This window comes from Acidimicrobiales bacterium (assembly GCA_035547835.1).
Classification (GTDB): Bacteria; Actinomycetota; Acidimicrobiia; order Acidimicrobiales; family Iamiaceae; genus DASZTW01.
Window position 1 is genome coordinate 587562 of sequence record DASZTW010000005.1, and the last position, 19224, is coordinate 606785.

General features: G+C 70.0%; 19 protein-coding genes. 6 read left to right on the top strand and 13 right to left on the bottom strand.

The window, feature by feature from the left end:
* Window positions 1-16: 16 nt before the first annotated feature.
* Both VHA73_05015 and VHA73_05020 read right to left on the bottom strand, forming a co-directional pair.
* Window positions 17-436, bottom strand: coding sequence for an OB-fold domain-containing protein (locus tag VHA73_05015; GenBank protein ID HVX17373.1), 420 nt, complete (start codon window positions 434-436; stop codon window positions 17-19).
* A 52-nt stretch (window positions 437-488) separates the two neighbouring features.
* On the bottom strand, window positions 489-797 hold the full coding sequence (locus VHA73_05020; protein ID HVX17374.1) for a hypothetical protein: 309 nt from the start codon (window positions 795-797) through the stop codon (window positions 489-491).
* A 31-nt stretch (window positions 798-828) separates the two neighbouring features.
* Between VHA73_05020 and VHA73_05025 the strand changes: the two genes are divergently transcribed.
* On the top strand, window positions 829-1737 hold the full coding sequence (locus VHA73_05025) for an SDR family oxidoreductase (protein ID HVX17375.1): 909 nt from the start codon (window positions 829-831) through the stop codon (window positions 1735-1737).
* A gap of 9 nt (window positions 1738-1746) precedes the next feature.
* Here the strand turns inward: VHA73_05025 and VHA73_05030 are convergent, their stop codons facing one another.
* The 4 genes from VHA73_05030 to VHA73_05045 are packed head-to-tail and all read right to left on the bottom strand — an operon-like array spanning window position 1747 to window position 6520.
* Complete coding sequence (locus VHA73_05030; GenBank protein ID HVX17376.1) at window positions 1747-3396, bottom strand: OB-fold domain-containing protein; 1650 nt, start codon at window positions 3394-3396, stop codon at window positions 1747-1749.
* 24 nt (window positions 3397-3420) lie between these two features.
* Entirely contained in the window at window positions 3421-4467 is a 1047-nt protein-coding gene (locus VHA73_05035; protein HVX17377.1) for a hypothetical protein, read from the bottom strand.
* Window positions 4464-5456: an NADPH:quinone oxidoreductase family protein gene (locus tag VHA73_05040; GenBank protein ID HVX17378.1), complete on the bottom strand. Its 993-nt coding sequence runs from the start codon at window positions 5454-5456 to the stop codon at window positions 4464-4466. The genes VHA73_05035 and VHA73_05040 overlap by 4 nt, the downstream gene beginning before the upstream one ends.
* A complete protein-coding gene (locus VHA73_05045) occupies window positions 5456-6520 on the bottom strand; it encodes a phosphotransferase family protein (protein HVX17379.1) in 1065 nt (354 codons plus the stop codon). The genes VHA73_05040 and VHA73_05045 overlap by 1 nt, the downstream gene beginning before the upstream one ends.
* A 97-nt stretch (window positions 6521-6617) precedes the next feature.
* Between VHA73_05045 and VHA73_05050 the strand changes: the two genes are divergently transcribed.
* Complete coding sequence (locus VHA73_05050) at window positions 6618-7382, top strand: SDR family oxidoreductase (protein ID HVX17380.1); 765 nt, start codon at window positions 6618-6620, stop codon at window positions 7380-7382.
* Window positions 7383-7404: 22 nt separating this feature from the next.
* On the opposite strand, the gene VHA73_05055 is transcribed toward VHA73_05050, so the two are convergent.
* The gene (locus tag VHA73_05055) at window positions 7405-8151 is read right to left on the bottom strand and encodes a TetR/AcrR family transcriptional regulator (protein ID HVX17381.1); all 747 of its coding nucleotides are present in this window, start codon (window positions 8149-8151) and stop codon (window positions 7405-7407) included.
* 75 nt (window positions 8152-8226) lie between these two features.
* On the bottom strand, window positions 8227-9918 hold the full coding sequence (locus VHA73_05060) for an AMP-binding protein (GenBank protein ID HVX17382.1): 1692 nt from the start codon (window positions 9916-9918) through the stop codon (window positions 8227-8229).
* 104 nt (window positions 9919-10022) lie between these two features.
* On the opposite strand from VHA73_05060, the gene VHA73_05065 reads away from it, so the two are divergent.
* Genes VHA73_05065 through VHA73_05075 form a run of 3 tightly spaced genes read left to right on the top strand, consistent with a single transcriptional unit; the run spans window position 10023 to window position 12580 of the window.
* Window positions 10023-10460, top strand: coding sequence for a nuclear transport factor 2 family protein (locus VHA73_05065; GenBank protein HVX17383.1), 438 nt, complete (start codon window positions 10023-10025; stop codon window positions 10458-10460).
* A gap of 6 nt (window positions 10461-10466) precedes the next feature.
* A complete protein-coding gene (locus tag VHA73_05070; GenBank protein ID HVX17384.1) occupies window positions 10467-11597 on the top strand; it encodes an acyl-CoA dehydrogenase family protein in 1131 nt (376 codons plus the stop codon).
* Window positions 11594-12580 carry an acyl-CoA dehydrogenase family protein gene (locus VHA73_05075; GenBank protein ID HVX17385.1) on the top strand — a complete coding sequence of 329 codons (987 nt, stop codon included), beginning with the start codon at window positions 11594-11596 and terminating at the stop codon, window positions 12578-12580. Before VHA73_05070 ends, VHA73_05075 begins: the two co-directional genes overlap by 4 nt.
* A 39-nt stretch (window positions 12581-12619) precedes the next feature.
* Here the strand turns inward: VHA73_05075 and VHA73_05080 are convergent, their stop codons facing one another.
* Genes VHA73_05080 through VHA73_05100 form a run of 5 tightly spaced genes read right to left on the bottom strand, consistent with a single transcriptional unit; the run spans window position 12620 to window position 18505 of the window.
* Window positions 12620-13405, bottom strand: coding sequence for an enoyl-CoA hydratase/isomerase family protein (locus VHA73_05080; GenBank protein ID HVX17386.1), 786 nt, complete (start codon window positions 13403-13405; stop codon window positions 12620-12622).
* Window positions 13402-14529 (bottom strand): acyl-CoA dehydrogenase family protein, encoded by a 1128-nt coding sequence (locus VHA73_05085; protein ID HVX17387.1) that lies wholly within the window; start codon window positions 14527-14529, stop codon window positions 13402-13404. The genes VHA73_05080 and VHA73_05085 overlap by 4 nt, the downstream gene beginning before the upstream one ends.
* On the bottom strand, window positions 14516-15583 hold the full coding sequence (locus VHA73_05090; protein HVX17388.1) for an acyl-CoA dehydrogenase family protein: 1068 nt from the start codon (window positions 15581-15583) through the stop codon (window positions 14516-14518). Before VHA73_05090 ends, VHA73_05085 begins: the two co-directional genes overlap by 14 nt.
* Window positions 15583-17127 carry an AMP-binding protein gene (locus VHA73_05095; GenBank protein HVX17389.1) on the bottom strand — a complete coding sequence of 515 codons (1545 nt, stop codon included), beginning with the start codon at window positions 17125-17127 and terminating at the stop codon, window positions 15583-15585. Before VHA73_05095 ends, VHA73_05090 begins: the two co-directional genes overlap by 1 nt.
* A gap of 31 nt (window positions 17128-17158) precedes the next feature.
* Window positions 17159-18505 (bottom strand): cytochrome P450, encoded by a 1347-nt coding sequence (locus VHA73_05100; protein HVX17390.1) that lies wholly within the window; start codon window positions 18503-18505, stop codon window positions 17159-17161.
* A 103-nt stretch (window positions 18506-18608) separates the two neighbouring features.
* Here VHA73_05100 and VHA73_05105 point away from each other — a divergent pair, with 103 nt between their 5' ends.
* A complete protein-coding gene (locus VHA73_05105; GenBank protein HVX17391.1) occupies window positions 18609-19202 on the top strand; it encodes a TetR/AcrR family transcriptional regulator in 594 nt (197 codons plus the stop codon).
* Window positions 19203-19224: the final 22 nt, after the last annotated feature.

The window sequence follows — 19224 nt, forward strand, 5'->3', positions numbered from 1 at the left end:
GATCTCCCTGGGGCGCTCAGACCGGCTGGAACGCGAACGTGAGGACTTCGGTGCCGTCGTCATCGACCCGGAACGGCACGATCACGAGCTCCATGTCCATGCCGAAGTCGAGCTTGGCCGGATCGCTCTCGGTGAGGCGCGCCTCGACCCGCACCACGTCGCCGAGTTGCACGACACCCACGCCGAACGGCCGGAACGTCTCGAACGTCTCGCCGCCCGCGTACGGCTCCTTGGGCAAGAACTCCTGGGTCGTGAACGTCCACAGCGTGCCGCGCTCGGGCAGCAGCAACTCGTCGAGGCCGGGCATGCCGCAGCGCGGGCACGACGCCCGCGAAGGGAACACCACCGCACCGCACGCCGCGCAGCGTGCCCCGATGAGACGCGGGTCGTCCGATGGCCACGTGAACACGCCGGGAGCAAAGGCGACCTGGGTCATGGCATCTCCTTGCGGCGCACCAGCTTGGGTCGACCGGCGCCGCGCCGGACGTTCAGTCAGAAGCAGGCAAGGGCTTGGCGCCCTTGACGGGCAGCACCGTGCCGTTGGCGGTCAGCGCGCCGTCGCCCGCCTTCGTGCACAACAGCTCGACACCGAGGTCCTCGTCGGCGTAGCGCTTGCCGAGCGCGGGCCCGTCGCCGAGCGAGGCGTCGAGCGACGCGCTGCCGTCGGCTTGGTCGTCGGGGCCGAGCAAGGGGGCGCCGCCGCATGCCAGCTCGACCTCGTCGTCGGGGGCGCGAACGACGACGACTTGCACATCGGACACGGCGCTCTGCAGCTTCAGGCCTGCCTTCAACTTCATGGGTTCGTCGACTCCTCAGATGGTGCTGCCGGTGCAGTACCGTAGCGTCGATGACGCCGCTGTTAGAAATGCTCGGCCGGCGCGGCGCCGCCCACGAGAGGAGCAAGTGAACATGGGTCTGTTCGACGCCTTCAGGTACGACGGCAAGCGGGCGCTGGTGGTCGGTGGCGCGACGGGAATGGGCGCCGCCACTGCAGAGCTGGTGCGTGACGCGGGGGCCGACGTGACCGTGATGGACCGAGCGGAGATCGAGCTCGGCGGGGTGACGACCGCGCAGGTCGACATGTCCGACAAAGCCTCGATCGAAGCGGCGGTTCGCGCTGTTGACGGCCCGTTCGACGCGCTGTTCTCGTGTGCCGGCGTCGCTGACGGCACGCCCGGCATCGAGCGGATCAACTTCATCGGTCATCGCCACTTCATCAACAAGCTGATCGACGCGGGCAAGCTCGGGCGCGGTTCGTCCATCGGCATGATCTCCTCCGCGGCGGGGTTCGGCTGGCAGGCGAACTTGGAGGCACTCAACGAGTACCTCGACGTCACCGACTTCGACGAAGCCACCAAGTGGGCGGTCGACCACGGCCGCGCCGACTACATGTGGAGCAAGCTCGCGATCAACGCGTACGTCGCCCGCGAAGCGCTGTCGTTCCTCGAAAAGGGCATCCGGATCAACGCGATCCTCCCTGGCCCCACCGACACGCCGCTGGCGCGGGCCAACGAGGAGCTGTGGCTGGGGTTCGGCGCGGACTACCGGGAGCAGGCCGGCGTCGAGGCCAGCACGTCGCTGGAGCAGGCATATCCGCTGGTGTTCCTGTGCAGCGACGCGGCGTCGGTGATCACCGGCATCACGTTGGTCACCGACGCGGGCTACTTCAGCGCCGGCATCACCGGTTCGTTCCCGTCGGCCACGCCGGTCGTCGGGTTCCTCAGCGGCAAGATGTGATCCGGCGGCTCATGCGCCGTCGCGCTGGAGCAGCACCACCCCCGACGGGGTGCCGCCGCCCGAAGTGACGACCGCCGTGCGCGCGTCGGCCACTTGGCGCTCGCCGGCGTCGTGGCGCAGCTGGGTCACCGCCTCGTAGAAGAACCCGAAGCCGTGGGTCCGGCCCTCAGACAACTGCCCGCCGTGGGTGTTGACCGGCAAGTCGCCGTCGAGCGCGATGCGCTTGCCGCCGTCGATCCAGTCCTGCGCCTCGCCGATGCCGCAGAAGCCGAGGCCCTCGAGCCACGACACGGCGTTGAACGTGAACCCGTCGTAGACGAACGCCACGTCGACGTCGTCAGGGCGCAGGCTGGTGCGCGTCCACAAGTGGGCCGACTGGCCGAGCACCTGGGGCTCATGGGTGATCACGCCCTGGTCCCACGACACCCGCTCGAGGATCTGCGTGCCGACGGCCTCCACGCGGATCGCGGGCTTCGGGAGGTCGCCCGCGACACTCGCGTCGGAGACGACCACGGCGACCGACGCGTCGCAGGGCACGTCGCAGTCGTAGAGACCGAACGGCGAGGTGATCGGCCGCGCAGACAGGTAGTCGTCCATCGTCATGGGGTCGCGGTAGATCGCGACGGGGTTCCGCGCCGCGTTGGCGCGGCCGTTCAGCGCGATGGCGCCGAGCAGCTCCCGGTTGGCGCCGTAGCGGTGGAAGTACTGGTTGGCGTTCATCGCGATCCAGTTGCTGGCCGACAGCGCGCCGTACGGCAGCCTCCACTGCATCCATCCCGACACCCGACCGCCACCGCTGTGCAGGCCGAGCGCCGCGTACGTCGATTCCCACACCGTCCGGAAGCACAGCACGTGGCGGCACAAGCCGTTGGCAACAGCGAGCATGGCGGCGACGATCGAGCCGCCCGGACCGGGAATGTCGCCACCGCCGTTGATCCACGTGGGATGCAACCGCAGCGCTTCCTCGACGGCGGTGACCCCGCCCTCGCTCATCCCCATGCCCGCCATGCCCGGGTACGTGGACAGCCCGTCGATGTCGTCGAGGGTGAGTCCGGCGTCGGCGACGGCTGCGAGGCAGGCATCCACCGTGAGCGACAGCGGGTCGACCATCAACCGCCGTCCCATCTGGGAGCGACCGATGCCCGACAGCACTGCCTTGTGCTCGAAGCGGTGGTCGCTGAGCGGCGCTCGCGGCGCGGGAAGGTCCGGCTCGGGCACACGCTCGGCGACATCGGGCTCGCCGGTCGGCTCGAACAGCGCCAACCACACGTCGCCGTGCTCCTCGAGACGCACGGCCACCTGCTGGCCGATGTGCACGTCGGCGGGGTCGCAGCCGACGATGTTCGTGGTCAGTCGGACGCTGGGGTCCTCCTCCAAGGCCACGTTCGCGATCACGTACGGCGGCTCGAACGCCGGGTGCCACATGTGGGCGTTGACGGTGTAGCCCACCACGCTGGCGCGACCGGACACCGGTGTCGGCGCGGACGACGTGCTCCGGCACGACGGGCAGATCGGCACGGGCGGGTGCACCAGCGTGCCGCAGTCCGTGCAGCCCTGGACGCGCAGCACGCCGTCGGCGCCCGACTTCCAGAACCACTCCACGCCAGGCGTGAGCTCGGGGAGTGGGCGGGGGAACGACGGTGCGCCTTCGGGGCTCACGCAGCCTCCTCGTGTCGACGGGTGTCAGCCGAGCGTCGGGATGATCTGCGGGAGATCGACGCTCGTGCGGATGCCGGGATCGGCCGCGCAAACATACGGCACCGCGTTGACCGCCCGGTGAGCGGTGTAGCCGGGCGTGGTCGCCGCGAGCTGGTCGAGCGGCACCGGGAACCGCAAGTCGACTTCGAGCGGCGTGTCGCCCTGCACCGACACGTGCCACCCGTTCGGCTGCACGTCCCATTCCGGATCGAGGTCGGTCGTGCAGTACCACGTGGCGCGGAACTGCACGAGCGGACGGCCGCCGTGCGTGCCGGTCACCGTCGTGCGCTGCCCGGCCACCGTCCCGGCCTCGATCACGCCGGCCAGGATCTCGGTGCGCGCCGCGGCGACAGCAAGGGAGCCGGAGGACTCGAAACCATCGAGCGGCAGGCCGATCGCGTCGCCGACGACTGCAAGCGACGGCGCGAAGCTGTGGAGGAAGTGGTCGGCCCGACGTTGGTCGAACTCGCCCGGAGGGCGGCCGAACCCCATCAGCGAGAACAGCAGCTCGGGTGAGTCGCGCCGCGACAAGTTGGCGAACTCGTCGACCGCGAGGAAGTCGAGCCGGCGCTGGATCGACGCCAGCACGAGCGGCACAGCTTCGGTGATGAAGCCTGGGCTGCTCCCTGTGCTGTGGATCGACGCGCCGCCGGCGGTGCAGGCGGCTTCCACCCGGCGACGCGCGTCGGGATCCATGCTCGCCGGGCGATGGAACTCACCGCGGGTGGTCACGACGTTCTTGCCTGCCGCGAGCAGCGCGCAGATCTGATCGACGTCGCACCCTTGCGGCATGTACAGCACGCAGTCGGCGTCGCCGGCCACGATCGCGTCGGGGTCGTCGGTGGCGAGCACGCCGGTGTCGGCGGTGCCGCACAGCTCGCCCGCGTCGCTCCCCACTTTGTCCGGGCTGTGGACGTAGAGCCCGACGAGGTCGAGGTCGGGGTGCTCGATCACCGATCGCAGCGAACGCGAGCCGATGTTGCCGGTGGCCCACTGCGCGACCTTCCAGCGACGAGGTTGATCTGTGGTCATGGCCCACCTTCCTCCGTGTCGAGGTCGAGCACGACCTTGCCGATGGCTCGTCCCGAGGCCACCAGCTCCAACGCCGCGACCACCTCCGAGAGCGGGAACACGGCTCCCACGTGCGGGGCCACCCGCCCGCTCGCGACCAACGCGCGCAGCTCCTGCTCGTTGCGCTCGAACTCCTCGGGGCGGCGCGCGGTGAAGTCGGCGAACTGGAAGCCGCGGATCTCGATGCCCTTCAACAGCACGAGGTTGAGCGGGATCCGCGGGATCTCGCCCGACGCGTAGCCGACGGTCACGTACCGCCCGCCGGGGCGCAGCGACCGCAGAGCCGGCTCGGCCAGCGACCCGCCCACCGGGTCGACCACCACATCGGTGCCTGCGGGAAGCTGCTCGCGCAGCGCCGCGCGCAAGTCGGCGGCGCGGTGCTTGACGAGCCGGGTCGCGCCACAGTCGCGGGCCACGGCGAGCTTGTCGTCGGTCGACGCCACGGCCGTGACCACGGCGCCGAGCTGCCGCCCGATCTGCACCGCCGCGAGCCCGACTCCCCCGCCGGCGCCGAGCACCACGAGCTCCTCGCCGGGGCGCAGTTCGGCGACCGAGCGCAACACGTGGAACGCCGTGCGATGCGCGACGCCGGAAGCCGCGCCCGCACGAAAGTCCGTGGACGGCGGCAGCGCCGTGACTGCCGCCGCGCCGATCACCGCTTCCTCGGCAAAGGCACCGACGAACGCGGTGCCGGCCACGCGCGCTCCGACGTCGACGCTCGACACGTCGGGCGCGACCTCGGTCACCACCCCGGCAAGCTCGCTGCCCGGGACGAACGGCAACGGGGCCGTCAGCTGGTACCGGTCGGCGACCACCAACACGTCAGGAAAGTTCACGGCCGCGGCGTGCACCCGCACGCGCACCTGCCCGGGCCCGAGCGGCGGCGCCGGCAGGTCCTCGACCCGCACCACGTCGGGCGGGCCGTGTGCTCGGCACACCGCAGCGCGCATCAGCGTTGGTCGTAGTCGGTGGTGGCTGCCAAGTCGGCAGCGGCTCGCATCGAGTCGAGCACGATCGGTCCGAACGCCCGCAGCGCGGGGGTCTCGTCGGTGGCTCGCTGGAAGCCCTGCTCGAGCACGATGGCCAACTTCCACTTGGCGAGGACCAGGTAGTAGTCGATGTCGTCGACCTGGCGGCCCGACACTTCGGCGTAGCGGTCGAGCAGTGCAGCGCGTGGCGGCATGAAGGTCATGTCGACGTAGCCGCCGGGGTCGGCGTCCTCGACGGTCTCCTCGGGCCAGCTCGCGACCACCCACGCCAGGTCGAGCTTCGGATCGCCGACCGTGCCCATCTCCCAGTCGACGATGGCCGCCATCTCGGCCGGCGCGCCGTGGCGGTACATGACGTTGGCGAACTGGTAGTCGCCGTGCATGAGTCCTGGGATGTAGTCGAGCGGTCGGTGGGAGCGCAGCCAGGCCGACGCCTCGTCGAGCCCGGGGATGTCGCGGCCTTTGATCCGTTCGAGGAACGCCAGCCAGCGGTCGACTTGGCGCTCGTGATAGCCGTCGGGTCGGCCCAGGTCCGAGAGCCCACGTGCCTGCCAGTCGACCTTGGAGAGCTCGGCGATCGCATCGACCAGCTCGAACGCCAGCCCTTGGCGTGCATCGGTGTCGGTGTCGAACGGCGCCGGCCACGGCCCCCCTTTGAGGCCCATCGGTGACCAGCCGTCGACGAACCCCATCAAGTAGAACGTGCGGCCCAGCACTGCGGGATCGGTGCAGACCGCGACTGCCGCGGTGTGCGGCACGTCGGTGCCGTCGAGCGCTTCGATGATGCGCCACTCGCGGACGATCCCCTTGTCGCGATCGGCGGGAGCCGTCGGCGGCGGGATGCGCATGGCGCAGTGGAGCTCGCCGCGTCGCAGTTCGTAGATCTCGTTCTGGCTGCCACCGGACACGTACCGGCTCTCGATCGGCGCACCCTTGCCGGGAAGGTCGGTCGTGTCGAGCCAGGCGGCCAGGCCCGCGAGCTGCGCTGCATCGAGCGTCGGGTCGGTGGTCTCGGCAGCGCTCATCGATCTCCCCTTCTGATCGCAGGACACCCCAAGAATAGCGTTCTTCGATAGCAGAACAAGACTTCCCAGATGCGGTTGCCTGTGCCATGCTCGGGTGGTGAACCGCTTCGAGGAGCTGCACGACCTCACCGACCAGGTGTCGATCGTGACCGGCGGCGCCACGGGCATCGGGCGGGCGATCGTCCAAACGTTCGCCGAAGCCGGCGCTCACGTCGTCATCGCGTCACGCAAGTTCGACAAGTGCGAGGAGGCCGCCCGCGAAGTCGCCGCCTCGACCGGACGCAAGGCGCTCGCGGTGCAGTGCCACGTCGGTCATTGGGACCAGTGCGAAGCGCTGTTCGCTCGGACGATCGACGAGTTCGGCCGCGTCGACGTGTTGGTGAACAACGCCGGCATGTCGCCGCTCTACGAGCACATCGACACGGTCACCGAGGAGCTGTGGGACAAGACCGTGGCGGTGAACCTCAAAGGCCCGTTCCGCCTCGCCGCGCTGTGTGCGCGCCACATGGCCGATCACGACGGCGGATCGATCATCAACGTCGGCACCGTGGGTTCGCTGATGGCCAGCGTCGTCGAGTTGCCGTACGCCTGCGCGAAAGCCGGCCTCAACGCGATGACCGTGGGAATGGCCGACGCGTATGCGCCAAAGGTGCGCGTGAACGCGATCCTGCCGGGTCCGTTCCGCACGCAGCTCAGCAAGGACTGGGCGCCCGAAGGTCCCGATGCGCCGTTCGTCCCGCTCAACCGGATGGGTGAGCCGGAGGAGATCGCGCCGCTGGCCCTGCACTTGGCCAGCCGCGCGTCGAGCTTCACGACCGGCGCCATCATCCGCGTGGACGGCGGGGTCACCCGCCGCGTCTGACGGGGTTGCCCCGGCGTCGCCTTCAGCTGGCGGCGATGCCTCGGAACACGAGATCCCAATGGGTCTCGGCTGCGTCGTCCGCACGCGACGGCAACGACACCCCGGCGATCGTGTACGAGAACGCGTTGAACATCACCGACTCGAGCACGACCCCGGCCACCTGCTTGGTGGGCACGTCGCCCCGGATCGCACCCGACGCCTGGGCCTCGCCGAGGATCTCCTCGAACAACGTGACCAGCGGGACGAATGCGCGGGCCGCCTCCACCGGATGGGCGGTGAGGAGCTGCAGCGCGAAATCGACCAGCACCGGAGCGTTCGGCGACGGGGTACCCCCGCCCCTCTTCGGGCGGCTGGCCGGCCGGCACGTGCGGTGGTACTCCGTGACGAAGCGGTGCACCCGCGCGAGCGGCTCGTCCTCCTCGTCGACCACCTCGCGGAGATGGTCCGACGTGGTGCGAACGGACTCTTCGAACAAGGCGAGCAGCAGTTCGTACTTGCCGTCGAAGTACTGGTAGAAGCTGCGCAAGCTCTGGCCCGACCGCTCGACCACCTCTTGCACGGTGAACTCGTTGCTTTCCCCGCTCTCCATCAGCTCGAGCGCAGCGTCGAGGAAGCGCTGCACACGACTCTCGGCTCGGGTGCGGGCCGAGTCGAGCGAGCGGGCGACCGCGAGCTCCCGCCAGCTCCCCGCCTCACCACGGCTCACGCCGCCTTTGCCCGCCTTGGTCCGAGCTGATCCGGCGGCCGACTTCCCACTCGCCTTCGCCACGTGTATCGCTCCTCCGCTCTGAGTAGAGCGTCGATCTCGAAAAGCGATGTTACCGACCCGCGCTGGAGAGAACGCTCATATGCGCTCGGCCGCGTCGTATGCGTCCAGGGCGCCGTCGCGGAGCTGTTGGCGCAACACGAACTTCTGCACCTTCCCCGACGGTGTGCGCGGGAACTCGTCGACCACGTGCAGCGACTCGGGCCACTTCTGCTTCGCCAGCCCGGCTGCGGCGAGGTGCGCACGTACGTCGGCGATGGCCGGCCGGCCGGCACCGGTGCCGAGCCGCAACACGGCGGCCGCGCGCTCGCCGAGTCGGGGATCAGGCGCTGCCACCACGCTCACTTCGACGACACCAGCCAATCCCATCAGCAACTCCTCGACTTCCTGCGCGCTGATGTTCTCGCCGCCGCGGATGATCACGTCGGCCACCCGGTCGGTGATCGTGAGGTAGCCGTCCTCGTCGACCACACCGACGTCGCCAGTGCGGTACCAGCCGTCGTCGTCGAAGGCCTGCTCGGTCAGGACCGGGTCGACGTAGCCCATGAACAAGTCGGGGCCCCGGCTGGAGATCTCGCCCGCCTCGTCGAGTCGGATCTCGACCCCGGGCAAGGGGGAACCATCGGTGGTCATGCGCTTCACTGCTGGCTCGTCGAGGAGGCAGCCAGTGATCGACGGATGCTCGGTGCTGCCGTAGGAGCGGAACGCCTCGATGCCCATCGCTGCCAGTCGCTCCATCACCGGCACGGGGACGCTCGAACCACCCAGGCCGGCGAACGGCATCATCGCCAGGTGCTCGCTCGTGAAGTGGGGATGATCGAGCAAGCTGGTGAGGAAGTACGTGGCGCCACCGCCGACGCCGAGCCTCTCGGTGCGCATCAGGCGCAGCACTTCGCTCGGGTCCCACACATCGATCAGGTTCACGGACCGTTCGCGCAACAACGGCACCAAGAACGCGTTGAGCATCCCGATGAAGTGCCCGACGGGCGCTCCGGTGATCTGGGCGGGACCACCTCTAGGGAACATGTGGTCGAGCTGGCGGGTCTCGAAACCGATCGTGCGGTGCGAGTGGATCACGCCTTTGGGGTCCCGCGTGGTGCCCGAAGTGAACGCGACCAGCGCCGGGCTGTCGGGATCGACCGGAAGCGGACCGTCGAGCGGTTCGGCGTCGACGAGGTCCGGGTCAGCCAACGATGCGAACGGTGTCGCGCCGTCGGGAATCTCGCCGGGCGGGGTGTCGCCGACGACCACCCACTGCGGCGTCGGATGATCGCGGCCGTCGTCGGCGCCGAAGCGGTCGCCGTACAACCCGCCGTAGAGCTCGAGGTGGTCGACGCTGCCGAAGCGGTCGGCGGTGATCAACACCTCCGGTTGCACCGTCCGCACGATGTAGGCCACTTCCTTGGCGCCGTAGAAGTGCACGATGGGGACGACCACGGCGCCGAGGTACGCCGCAGCCCAGAACGTCACGCCCGCCTCGGCCCAGTTGGGGAGCTGGAACGCCACGACGTCGCCAGGCCCCACACCGCGGGCCCGCAGCGACCCGGCGAGGGCACGGGCCGAACGGTCGATGTCGGCGAACGTGCCGCGCCACGGCCGCACCGCGGAGAACACGTTGAACGGCGTGGCGCCGAGCGTGGCCAGTCCGTTGGCGACGGTGGCCCCGAGGCTGTCGTCGTCCCACCAGCCTTCGGCCACGTAGCGGGCGCGCAAGTGCTCGGGCACCGCGCGCAGCGGCCATTGGCGTGTCGGGCGGTCTGCGTCCCCCACCGGTCCCTCCTCGACGGCGATCCAGCCGGCTCACCTTAGGCACGACCCACTGTCCGAACCAGTCTCATTGCCGCATTCCGAGAACTTGGTTATCGTCAGTCGTCATGGCCACGCCGGAACTGCCGCTCGACGACGTCATCGAGATCCAACAGCTCTTGGCGCGCTACGCCGTCGGTATGACCAAGGACGACGTCGAGTCGGTCATGCAGGTCTTCACCCCCGACGGCTCGTACTCGGCGTTCGGCGACACGTACTCGTTGGCCGACTTCCCCACGCTCGTCGCCGCCGCGCCCAAGGGTCTGTTCATGGTGGGCCCGCCCGCACTCGACCTCGACGGTGACGAAGGCCGCGGCGAGCAACCGTTGTGCTTCGTGGAACAACAGACCCACGACATGCGCATCGGCTACTACACCGACACGTACCGGCGCACCGGCGACGGCTGGCGGCTCCACACGAGATCGATGACCTTCTTGCGCAAGAGCGGCGCACGCGATCACGGCCGGGCGCACGACCCCACCCGGCCCGCGCCGTCGGCGGGCTGACCCTCGATGGAGCTCGACGAATTCCGTCCTGCCCTCGACCGTTGGCTCGACGAGCACGAAGCGGAGCTGACGCCGCCATATCAGGGCAAAGCCACGCTCGACGACCAGATGGCGCACTTGTCGACGGTGAAGCGCCTCGCGTTCGACGCTGGGTGGATGCGCCACGGCTGGCCCGAGCGCGTGGGCGGGCTGGGCGGCTCGCCGCTGCTGCGTGCCTATCTCGGCGAAGCGCTCACGTCGCGCGGCATGGTCGAGCCCGGCATCTACTCGATGACCGAGGTCTTGGCACCGACCATGATCCACTACGCACCGGCCGACCTCGCCGCCGTCATGGTCCCCCGACTCCTCCGAGGCGACGAGACCTGGTGCCAGGGGTTCTCCGAGCCCGGCACGGGCAGCAACTTGGGTTCGCTGACGTGCAGGGCGGTGCGCCACGACGACGGCTGGCTCGTCACGGGCCAGAAGGTGTGGACCAGCCTCGCCCAGTACGCACAGCGCTGCGTGCTGCTCACCCGAACCGGCGACGTCGAGTCGGCCCACCGGGGCATCACCGCGCTGTTCGTCGACATGGACTCACCCGGCATCACCGTGCGACCGATCCAGACCATGCACGGCTTCCCGGAGTTCTGCGAGGTCTTCTACGACGACGTGCACGTGCCGCTCGGACGCACGCTGGGCCACGAGGGCCAGGGCTGGTCCGTGGCAATGGACTTGTTGCCGTACGAGCGCAGCACCGCGTTGTGGCACCGCGCCTCGCACTTGCACACCCGGCTCCAGCAACTGCTCGAGACCGCGAGCGCGGGCACACTCGACCCGGCACGTCTCGGCGAGGTGGCCCAGACCCTCCTCGCGTTCCGCGCCCGCTCGCGCGCCACGCAGCACCGGCTGCACAACGGCGAGCGGCTCGGTCCGGAGACGTCGATCGACAAAGTGCTCGTGGCCACCGCCGAGCAGGCCGTGTACGACCTCGCCGAAGAGGCGCTCGCGACCGAGATCACCGTCGGCGACGACCTCCGCAGCGGCGCGTGGCGCAGCGAGTACCTGTACTCGCGCGCCGCGAGCATTTATGGCGGCAGCGCGGAGATCCAGCGCAACATCATCGCCCGGCGGCTGCTCGACCTGGGCGACGACCGATGATCTCCGACGCCGAAGTCGAGCTGTTCGACCAGAGCATCCGCGCCGCGGCCGAACAGCACCGGGGGGCAGATCTCGACCCCGCGCTCGCGGACCTCGGATGGGACGACGCCCTCGCGGATGACCCGCACCTCGCGGTGTCGCGTCTGTTCGAAGTGCAAGGCGCGGTGAACGCGACCTCCTCGGCACTGGACCGGGTGTTGTCCCGCGCACTCGCGCTCCCGGCTGCCGACCGCGACGGGGCCTCTGCCGCGGCCGCGACCGTCGTGGTGCTGCCGACGCTTGGGAGCAGCCAGCCACCCGGCACGCTGACCGACGGCCGGCTGTCGGTCACCAGCGCGCTGACCACCACCGCGCCGAGCTCACGTGACCGCGCGTTGGTGGTGGCTCGCACCACCGAACACGACGTGGCCGTGGTGGTCCCGACCGCGGCGTTGACTTCGGTCGGGGTCAGTGGCCTCGATCCGAGCCTGGGCCTGTGCAGCGTCAGCGCAGCGGGCCTCGAGGTGGGGGCGGTCACCGACGTCGCCACGTGGGAGAACGCCGTTGCCGCCGCACGGGTTGCCATCGGTCACGAGCTGGTCGGCCTGTCGCGGACGATGCTCGAGATGGCCCGCACCCACGCGCTCGAACGGATCCAGTTCGGCCGTCCCATCGCCGGCTTCCAAGCAGTGCGCCATCGCTTGGCCGAAGCGTTGGTCGCGATCGAGATGGCCGACGCGGTGCTCGACGCCGCGTGGCTCGATGGGTCACCCACCACCGCGGCCATGGCGAAGGCCCTGGCAGGTCGGTCGGCCCGCACGGTGGCGCGCCACAGCCAGCAGGTGCTCGCCGGGATCGGCTTCACCACCGAGCACCCCTTTCACCGCTACATGCGGCGGGCGTTGGTGCTCGACGAGCTTTTCGGTTCGGCACGGGCGCTCACCCGACAACTGGGCGACGACCTGATCGCCACGCGCCGCCTCCCCGCGCAACTCCCGCTCTGAGCGCGGTCTGCCCCGAGCCGGGCCGGACCCGGCTGCAGGTCAGGTGTCGCGGGACAACAACCGGTCGAGGTTGGCGCGCAGCTCGGGCGAACGGAACGAGCGGTCCTCGGCCGCCAGCGCGAAGTCGAGTGTGGCGACTACCGCGCGTTCGAGGTGCAAGTTCAGGATCCGCTTGGTGTCCTCGACCGCGCGCCGCGGCAGCTTCGCGATGCGCTCGGCGCAGGCCAACGCTTCGTCGAGCACGGCATCGTCGGCAACCACGTGGTTCACCAGGCCGATCTGCGCGGCTCGCTCCGCCGGGATGCGGTCACCGGTCAGGGCGTACTCCTTGGCGAGCTGCAAGCTGGTGAGCAGCGGCCACGTCACGGGACCGCCGTCCGCGGCGACCAGACCGACGGCCACATGCGGATCGGCGAGATGGGCGCTCTCCGCCATGAACACGATGTCGGACAGCGCCACGATGCTGCATCCGAGCCCGACCGCCGGGCCGTTCACCGCCGCGATCACCGGCACCCGGCAATCCACCATGCCGGTCACGATCTGGCGGCCATGGGTGAGCGACAGCTCGCGCAGGTCGGCGTCGCGGCTCAGCTCGTCGATGTACGCGAAGTCGCCTCCGGCGGAGAACGCGCGGCCGTTGCCGGTGAGCACCAGCACCCTCGCGTCGCGGTCGGCGCTCACTTGCGGGAACAGCTCTGCCAAGCCCTGGTGGAGCTGGTGGTTGGTCGCGTTGAGGTCGTCGGGACGGTTCAGGCGCACGACCCGAATCGGTCCGTCGACCTCGAGTTGGATCTCGGGCGGCAGGTCGTAACTGGGGGCGGTCATCCGGGCAGCTCCAGGATTCGGCGGGCGATCAGGTTCCGTTGTATCTGGGCGGTCCCGCCCATCACGCTCTGCGCCCGGCTGTACAGGTACACCTTGAGCCACGTGTCGTCGCCGGCGCCGTGGCCCGCGCCGCCGACCGACAGTGCGGCGTGGCCGACCGTCTGCTCGGCTTGGGTCATCAGCAGCTTGTCGACGGACCCCTGCGGGCCGTGCTCGATGCCGTCGAGCCGTGCCGACAGCCGGCGGCTCACGTGCGCGCGCAACATTTCCGACTCGACCATCGCCCACGCCAAGTCGCGACGCTGCTCGGCGTCGTAGCCGTCCGGGTCGACGCGCACGAAGTCGGTGAGCTGGCGGACGACCTTGCGGTAGCGCGACACGTAGCCGAGCTCGCCGGGCTCTCGCTCGTGGCTCACCACGGTCATCGCCAACGCCCAGCCCTCGCCGGGCTCGCCGATCATGTTCGCCGCGGGGACGCGAGCGCCGTCGAACACGACTTCGCCGAACTCCTTGGTGATGCCGTTGATCATCCGCAGCGGCCGCTGCTCGACGCCGCGCTGGTCCATCGGCAAGGCGAACGCCGAGATGCCTTTGTGCTTCGGCACGTCGTGGTCGGTTCGCGCGAGGAGCATGCACCAGTCGGCATCGTCGGAGTAGCTGGTCCACACCTTGTGGCCGACCACGACGTAATCGTCGCCATCGCGGTCGGCTCGAGTCCGCAGCGACGCGAGGTCGGACCCTGCATCGGGCTCGCTGAACCCCTGGCACCACCGGTCACGGCCGTTCACGATGCCCGGCAGGAACCGCCGCTGGATGTCCTCGTTGCCGTGCTCGAGGATGCCTTGCACGAGATACCCGAGGCTGGGCCGGGGAGGCGCGCCAGCTGCGGCCAACTCGTCGTCGAGGATCACGTCGAACACGGTCGACATCCCCTGGCCGCCGATCTCGACCGGCCATGACATCCCGAAGAACCCCGCGTCGTACAGCGCGTGGTGCCAAGCCGCCATGCCCGCCCAGTACTCGTCGTCGGTCGACGAGGTCGGCAAACCCGGGTTGTTGGTGGCCAACCACTCGCGGAGCCGGAGGCGGAAGGCCGCTTCGTCGGGCGCGTCACCAAAGTCCATCGAAGCCTCCGACTCCGTGGCACGCGAGCACGCGGGCCAAGTTCGGGCCGGCGCCGCCGAGGATGTCGATCGACAGCAGCGCCCGGCGCAGGAACACGTGCGCGAGGCAGTCCCAGGTGTTGCCGATGCCGCCGTGGACCTGGATCGCGGTCTCGCACACCTGCCGAGCAGCCCGCGCCGAGTACGCCTTGGCACCCGCCGCCGACAACAGCGCCTGCGCCGGCGGGAGCGAGTCGACCGCCCACGCGGCGTGCAAGGTGGCGCTGCGCGACCCTTCCATCGCGACGAGCGCGTCGGCGAGGAGGTGTTGCACGGCTTGGAACGAACCGATCGCGGCGCCGTACTGGCGACGCTCGATCGCGTACGCGCGTGCCAGCTCGACCGCGCCTCGCATCACGCCGACGAGGTCGGCGCTCGTGGTGGCCAAGCCCAAGGCCGTCCAGCGACGCACGTCCTCGTCGGTCAGCAGCCGTGCCTGGCCGGGCAGCCGTTCGGGCGCGGCGTCGCCGGACGGGACCGTGAGACGGGTGAGGTCGGTGGGATCACCGGTGTCGAGGGGATCGCGGCGCGGGAGCGATCGCAGCGGCACGCTCGCCACCTCGTATCCCTCGGAACCCATGGCACGGAGGAACAAGGCGCGCGTCGCACCCTGCGCATCGACGGCGATACCACCGCCAGGCCCCTGGTGCGCGGTGACCTGCGCGACTTCGGCGAGGCCGGGCGCAAGCAGGACCGTCTCGACTTCGGCGGCGCTCGGCGCGCCGGCCAGGCGACGCAGTTCCGCGGCGAGCGTGGGACCCGTGAACGGCGCGTCGGCGAGTCCGCGGCCGAGTTCCTCGGCCACGATCGCCACTTCGACGCCCGAGGCGAGCGGCGCACCGCCGTCGCTCTCCACGCGCAGCTCGTGCCAGCCCGAGGACGCCACGGCGGCCACGAGCTTGCCGGCCCGTACCGTGTCGCCCAGGTCGGCGACCGTCGAGGCGGAGAGCTGGTCCACCAGCTGCGTGGCCGCCGCCTCGAGCGCCGCCTGCTCTGCGGAGAGCCGGACGTCCATCAGGCCTCCTCGCTCGGCACATCCGCCGCCGTGGCGCCGGACGCGAGCAGCGACGGGGTGAGCTCCTCGCGAAGGGTGCGTCGCAGCGCCTTTCCGGAGGCAAGGCGTGGGATCGCGTCGACCACGACCACGTGGCGCACCTGCTTGTACGTGGCGAGCGAGTCGGCCACCAGCCGCGCGAGCTCCCCGTCGGCGACCGGATGCGCCGGGTCGAGCTGCACCGCGGCCACCGGCACCTCACCGGCAGACTCGTCGGCCAAGCCGAACACGGCGCAGTCCCGCACGGCCGGATGCCCGAGCAGGACCGCCTCGATCTCGGCCGGCGCGACTTGGAAGCCGCGGACCTTGATCATCTCCTTGGAGCGGTCGGTCAGGTGGACCCAGCCGTCCGGCTCGAGCCAGCCGACGTCGCCGGTTCGATACCAGCCGTCGACGAACGCGTCGGCCGTCGCGGCGTCCGGGAGGTAGCCGGTCATCACAGACGGGCTGTGGACCTGGATCTCGCCCACCTCGCCCGGCGCCAGCACTTCTCCCGTGTCGAGGTCGGCCACCCGCAGCGACACGCCGTCGGGTGGCAACCCGGCCGAGTCGAGCCGCCACTCGTCAGGGCGGTCGACCGGGTTCACGCTGATCACCGGTACTTCGCTGGCGCCGTACGCCGGTAACCACCGCACGCCGGTTCGCTCGGTGACCACGCGAGCGACGTGGTCGGTCACCGGGGTGGCGCCCCACATGATGTAGCGCAGCGACGACAAGTCGTAGCGCTCGAGATCCGGGTGGTTCGCCAGCGCCAGCGCGATCGGCGCGACCGCCATCTCCAAGGTCATGCGGTCCGACTCGATCCGCGCCAGCACTTCGTCGAGGTCGAAGCGCGCGTGCAGGCGCACCATGGCGCCAGCCGCGGCCGCCGTCACCAAGTTGAGCAGGCCGAGGATGTGCGAGGGCGGGGTGGCGACCTGGAACCGATCGTCGGGCCCCAAGCCGAGGGTCTGCACCCAGTGGCGCGTGGCGTGACCCATCGACGAGTGGCTGTGGCGAACGGCCTTCGGCAGACCCGTCGTGCCGGAGCTGAACACCAAGACGGACTCCGCGGTGTCGGCCACGTCGGCGGGCGGCAGCGGGCGGCGATCCTGGCCGGCCGCACCGGCCAGCGGCGGCGAGTCGAGGTCGAGCACCACCGATGGGCTCAGGTGCTCGGACATCACCGCGGTCGAGTCCCCGTCGGTGACGGCGTGTGAGGGAGCGGTGATGGCGAGCGCATGGCCGACTTCGCGCGTCTTCCATGCCGGGCTCACGAGCACCGCGGCCGCGCCCAGCTTGCTGATGGCGTTGACCGCCACCACGAACTCGACCCGGTTCGAGGTCATCACCGCGACCCGCGAGCCGACCTCGACGCCGGCCGCGGCGAGCACCCGGGCGAACGCGTTGGCGAGCCCGTCGAGCTCGCCGTACGTCCACTGCGCCTCGCCGGCCCGAACTGCCACGCGGTCACCCCAGCGCTGCGCGGCTTCTTCGAGCCCGTGATGCAGCAGCACCGATGTCACGAGAAGAGTCTTCTCAAAATTGAGATCGACGTCAACTTTGGAAATCGCGCGGGTTCGAGCGGGCTGCCGGAGGTGGAACCGCATCCGGCGCTGCCGGAGTCAGCAGGAGGTGCAAGCGCCGCAAACCGCGCAGCACGTACGTGGGCTCGAATCGGAAGTCGCGGTCGTCCGCGGGCCCGTGGCGCTCTTCATCGATCGCGATGTGGCTGGTCTTGGACAGGAACGTCGCCACGCTCACCACGGTCTCCAACCGCGCCAGCGGGCCGCCCGGGCAGGCGTGGACGCCACGGCCGAACGAAAGGTGCGCGCTGGCGTTCTCCCGGTCGGGCCGGAACTCGTCGGGGCACTCGAAGCGGGCCGGGTCCCGGTTGGCGGCTCCGGGGAAGATGCCGAGTTGGGTGCCGGCCTCGACCTTCACCCCACCGACCGTGGTGGTGACCCTCGCTGTGCGGGCCTGGGACTTCACCACGCTCTCGAACCGCAGCACTTCCTCGATGAACGCCCCGATCCGTGACGGGTCGTCACGCAGGAAGTGCTGGATGTCGGGGTTCTCGGCGATGATCCGCAGCGACATGGCGATCAGCCGCGACGACGTGTCCTGTCCGGCGGCGAACAGGAACGTGCCCATCCGTACGACCGCCTCGGCTTCGGGCACTCGGCCGTCTCGATACGTCGCGGTCGCCATCTCACTGAGCACGTCACCGCGCGGGTGGGCGCGGCGATCCTCGACGTAGTCACGGAAGCGCGCCTGGAGGAACTCGAGCGGGTCGTGGACCAGCGGCACGGCCTCGCTGCCCGGCCCGCCGCGGACCGGATCCGCGCGGGCCGCGCCCACGCCGTCGAGCCGCTCGCGAAAGGCGTTGCGGTCCGCTTCGGGGATCCCGAGCAGGTACGCGATCACCAAGGTGGTGAACACCCGGCCATAGTCGCGCAGCACCTCGACGCGGCCGTCTCGCACCGCGGGCTCGACCATCTGGGCGGCCAGGTCCCACATGAACGCCTCGTTCTCCCGCATCCGCTTGGGGGTGAACAAGCGCATGATCAGGCCACGCTGGTCCTCGTGCAGCGGCGGGTCCTGCGTGACCATGTACTCGCTCATCGGCAGCTCATCGCGGTGGGCGGCGATGAAGTCGTTGACGTCGTCGCCCTCCGGACGCGCACCGAAGCCCGGGAACGGACCGGTCACCGCGTTGCACGACGAGAAGCGTTCGTGGTCGCGGAGCACTTCGACCGTCTCGTCGTACGTGGTGATGGCCACCACCCCGTGGTGCGGCAGCTCGACGACCGGACCTTTGGCGCGCCAGTGCGCGAAGAAGGGGTATGGGTCGTCGATCGCGGCGGCATCGGTGTAGAAGTCGAGCTCGTCGAACGCGGCCATCGACTGCCTCTCGCCAGTGCGGGCGAACCCGCCAGAATCGATGCTGAGCAGTTGCTTAGCAGTAAGTTCGAAGGATCGTCAACGACGCTCGGGAGGCGGACCGGTGAGCAGCACCCGAAGGCTTGGCGCCGAGGACTCGGCCACCCGGCGCAAGTTGCTCGACGCCGGGCTCCAGCTCATGCTCGAAGACGGCTACGCGGGCGTGACGTCACGCAAGGTCGCCGCCAAAGCCGGCCTCAAGCCGCAGCTCGTCCACTACTACTTCCGCACGATGGACGAGCTGTTCGTCGCCATGCTCCGCCGCGGGGCGGAGTACAGCCTCGCCCGCCAGGAGGCGGCCTTCGCCGCGCCACGCCCGTTGCACGCGATGTGGGAGTTCAACAGCGAGCCTGACGGCGTGGCGCTGATCGCCGAGTTCTACGCGCTCGCCAACCACCGTCCGGCCATCCGCGAGGAGGTCGCCGCGTACGCGGAGCGCTTCCGGGAGCAGCAGGCCGCTGCGCTCCACGTGTTGTTGGCTGAGCGAGGAATCGACACCGGCGACCTGCCACCCGTGGTGATCCCGGTGCTGATGACCAGCGTGGCCCGTGTGCTGGTCATGGAAGAGGGGCTCGGGATGAAGAACGGCCATGCCGAGACCCGAGCCATCGTCGAGCAGTGGCTCGACCGACTCGAGTCCGGCGACCTGCTCTCGTGAGCCTCGCCGGTCATGTCGCCCG

What these genes read in the sequence shown, in the direction of transcription:
- VHA73_05075 (HVX17385.1), top strand. Translation starts at nt 11,594, where the DNA reads ATGATCTCCGACGCCGAAGTCGAGCTGTTCGACCAGAGCATCCGCGCC.
- VHA73_05040 (HVX17378.1), bottom strand. Translation starts at nt 5,456, where the DNA reads ATGCGCGCTGCGGTGTGCCGAGCACACGGCCCGCCCGACGTGGTGCGG.
- VHA73_05065 (HVX17383.1), top strand. Translation starts at nt 10,023, where the DNA reads ATGGCCACGCCGGAACTGCCGCTCGACGACGTCATCGAGATCCAACAG.
- VHA73_05100 (HVX17390.1), bottom strand. Translation starts at nt 18,505, where the DNA reads ATGGCCGCGTTCGACGAGCTCGACTTCTACACCGATGCCGCCGCGATC.
- VHA73_05015 (HVX17373.1), bottom strand. Translation starts at nt 436, where the DNA reads ATGACCCAGGTCGCCTTTGCTCCCGGCGTGTTCACGTGGCCATCGGAC.
- VHA73_05090 (HVX17388.1), bottom strand. Translation starts at nt 15,583, where the DNA reads ATGGACGTCCGGCTCTCCGCAGAGCAGGCGGCGCTCGAGGCGGCGGCC.
- VHA73_05085 (HVX17387.1), bottom strand. Translation starts at nt 14,529, where the DNA reads ATGGACTTTGGTGACGCGCCCGACGAAGCGGCCTTCCGCCTCCGGCTC.
- VHA73_05035 (HVX17377.1), bottom strand. Translation starts at nt 4,467, where the DNA reads ATGACCACAGATCAACCTCGTCGCTGGAAGGTCGCGCAGTGGGCCACC.
- VHA73_05070 (HVX17384.1), top strand. Translation starts at nt 10,467, where the DNA reads ATGGAGCTCGACGAATTCCGTCCTGCCCTCGACCGTTGGCTCGACGAG.
- VHA73_05080 (HVX17386.1), bottom strand. Translation starts at nt 13,405, where the DNA reads ATGACCGCCCCCAGTTACGACCTGCCGCCCGAGATCCAACTCGAGGTC.
- VHA73_05020 (HVX17374.1), bottom strand. Translation starts at nt 797, where the DNA reads ATGAAGTTGAAGGCAGGCCTGAAGCTGCAGAGCGCCGTGTCCGATGTG.
- VHA73_05045 (HVX17379.1), bottom strand. Translation starts at nt 6,520, where the DNA reads ATGAGCGCTGCCGAGACCACCGACCCGACGCTCGATGCAGCGCAGCTC.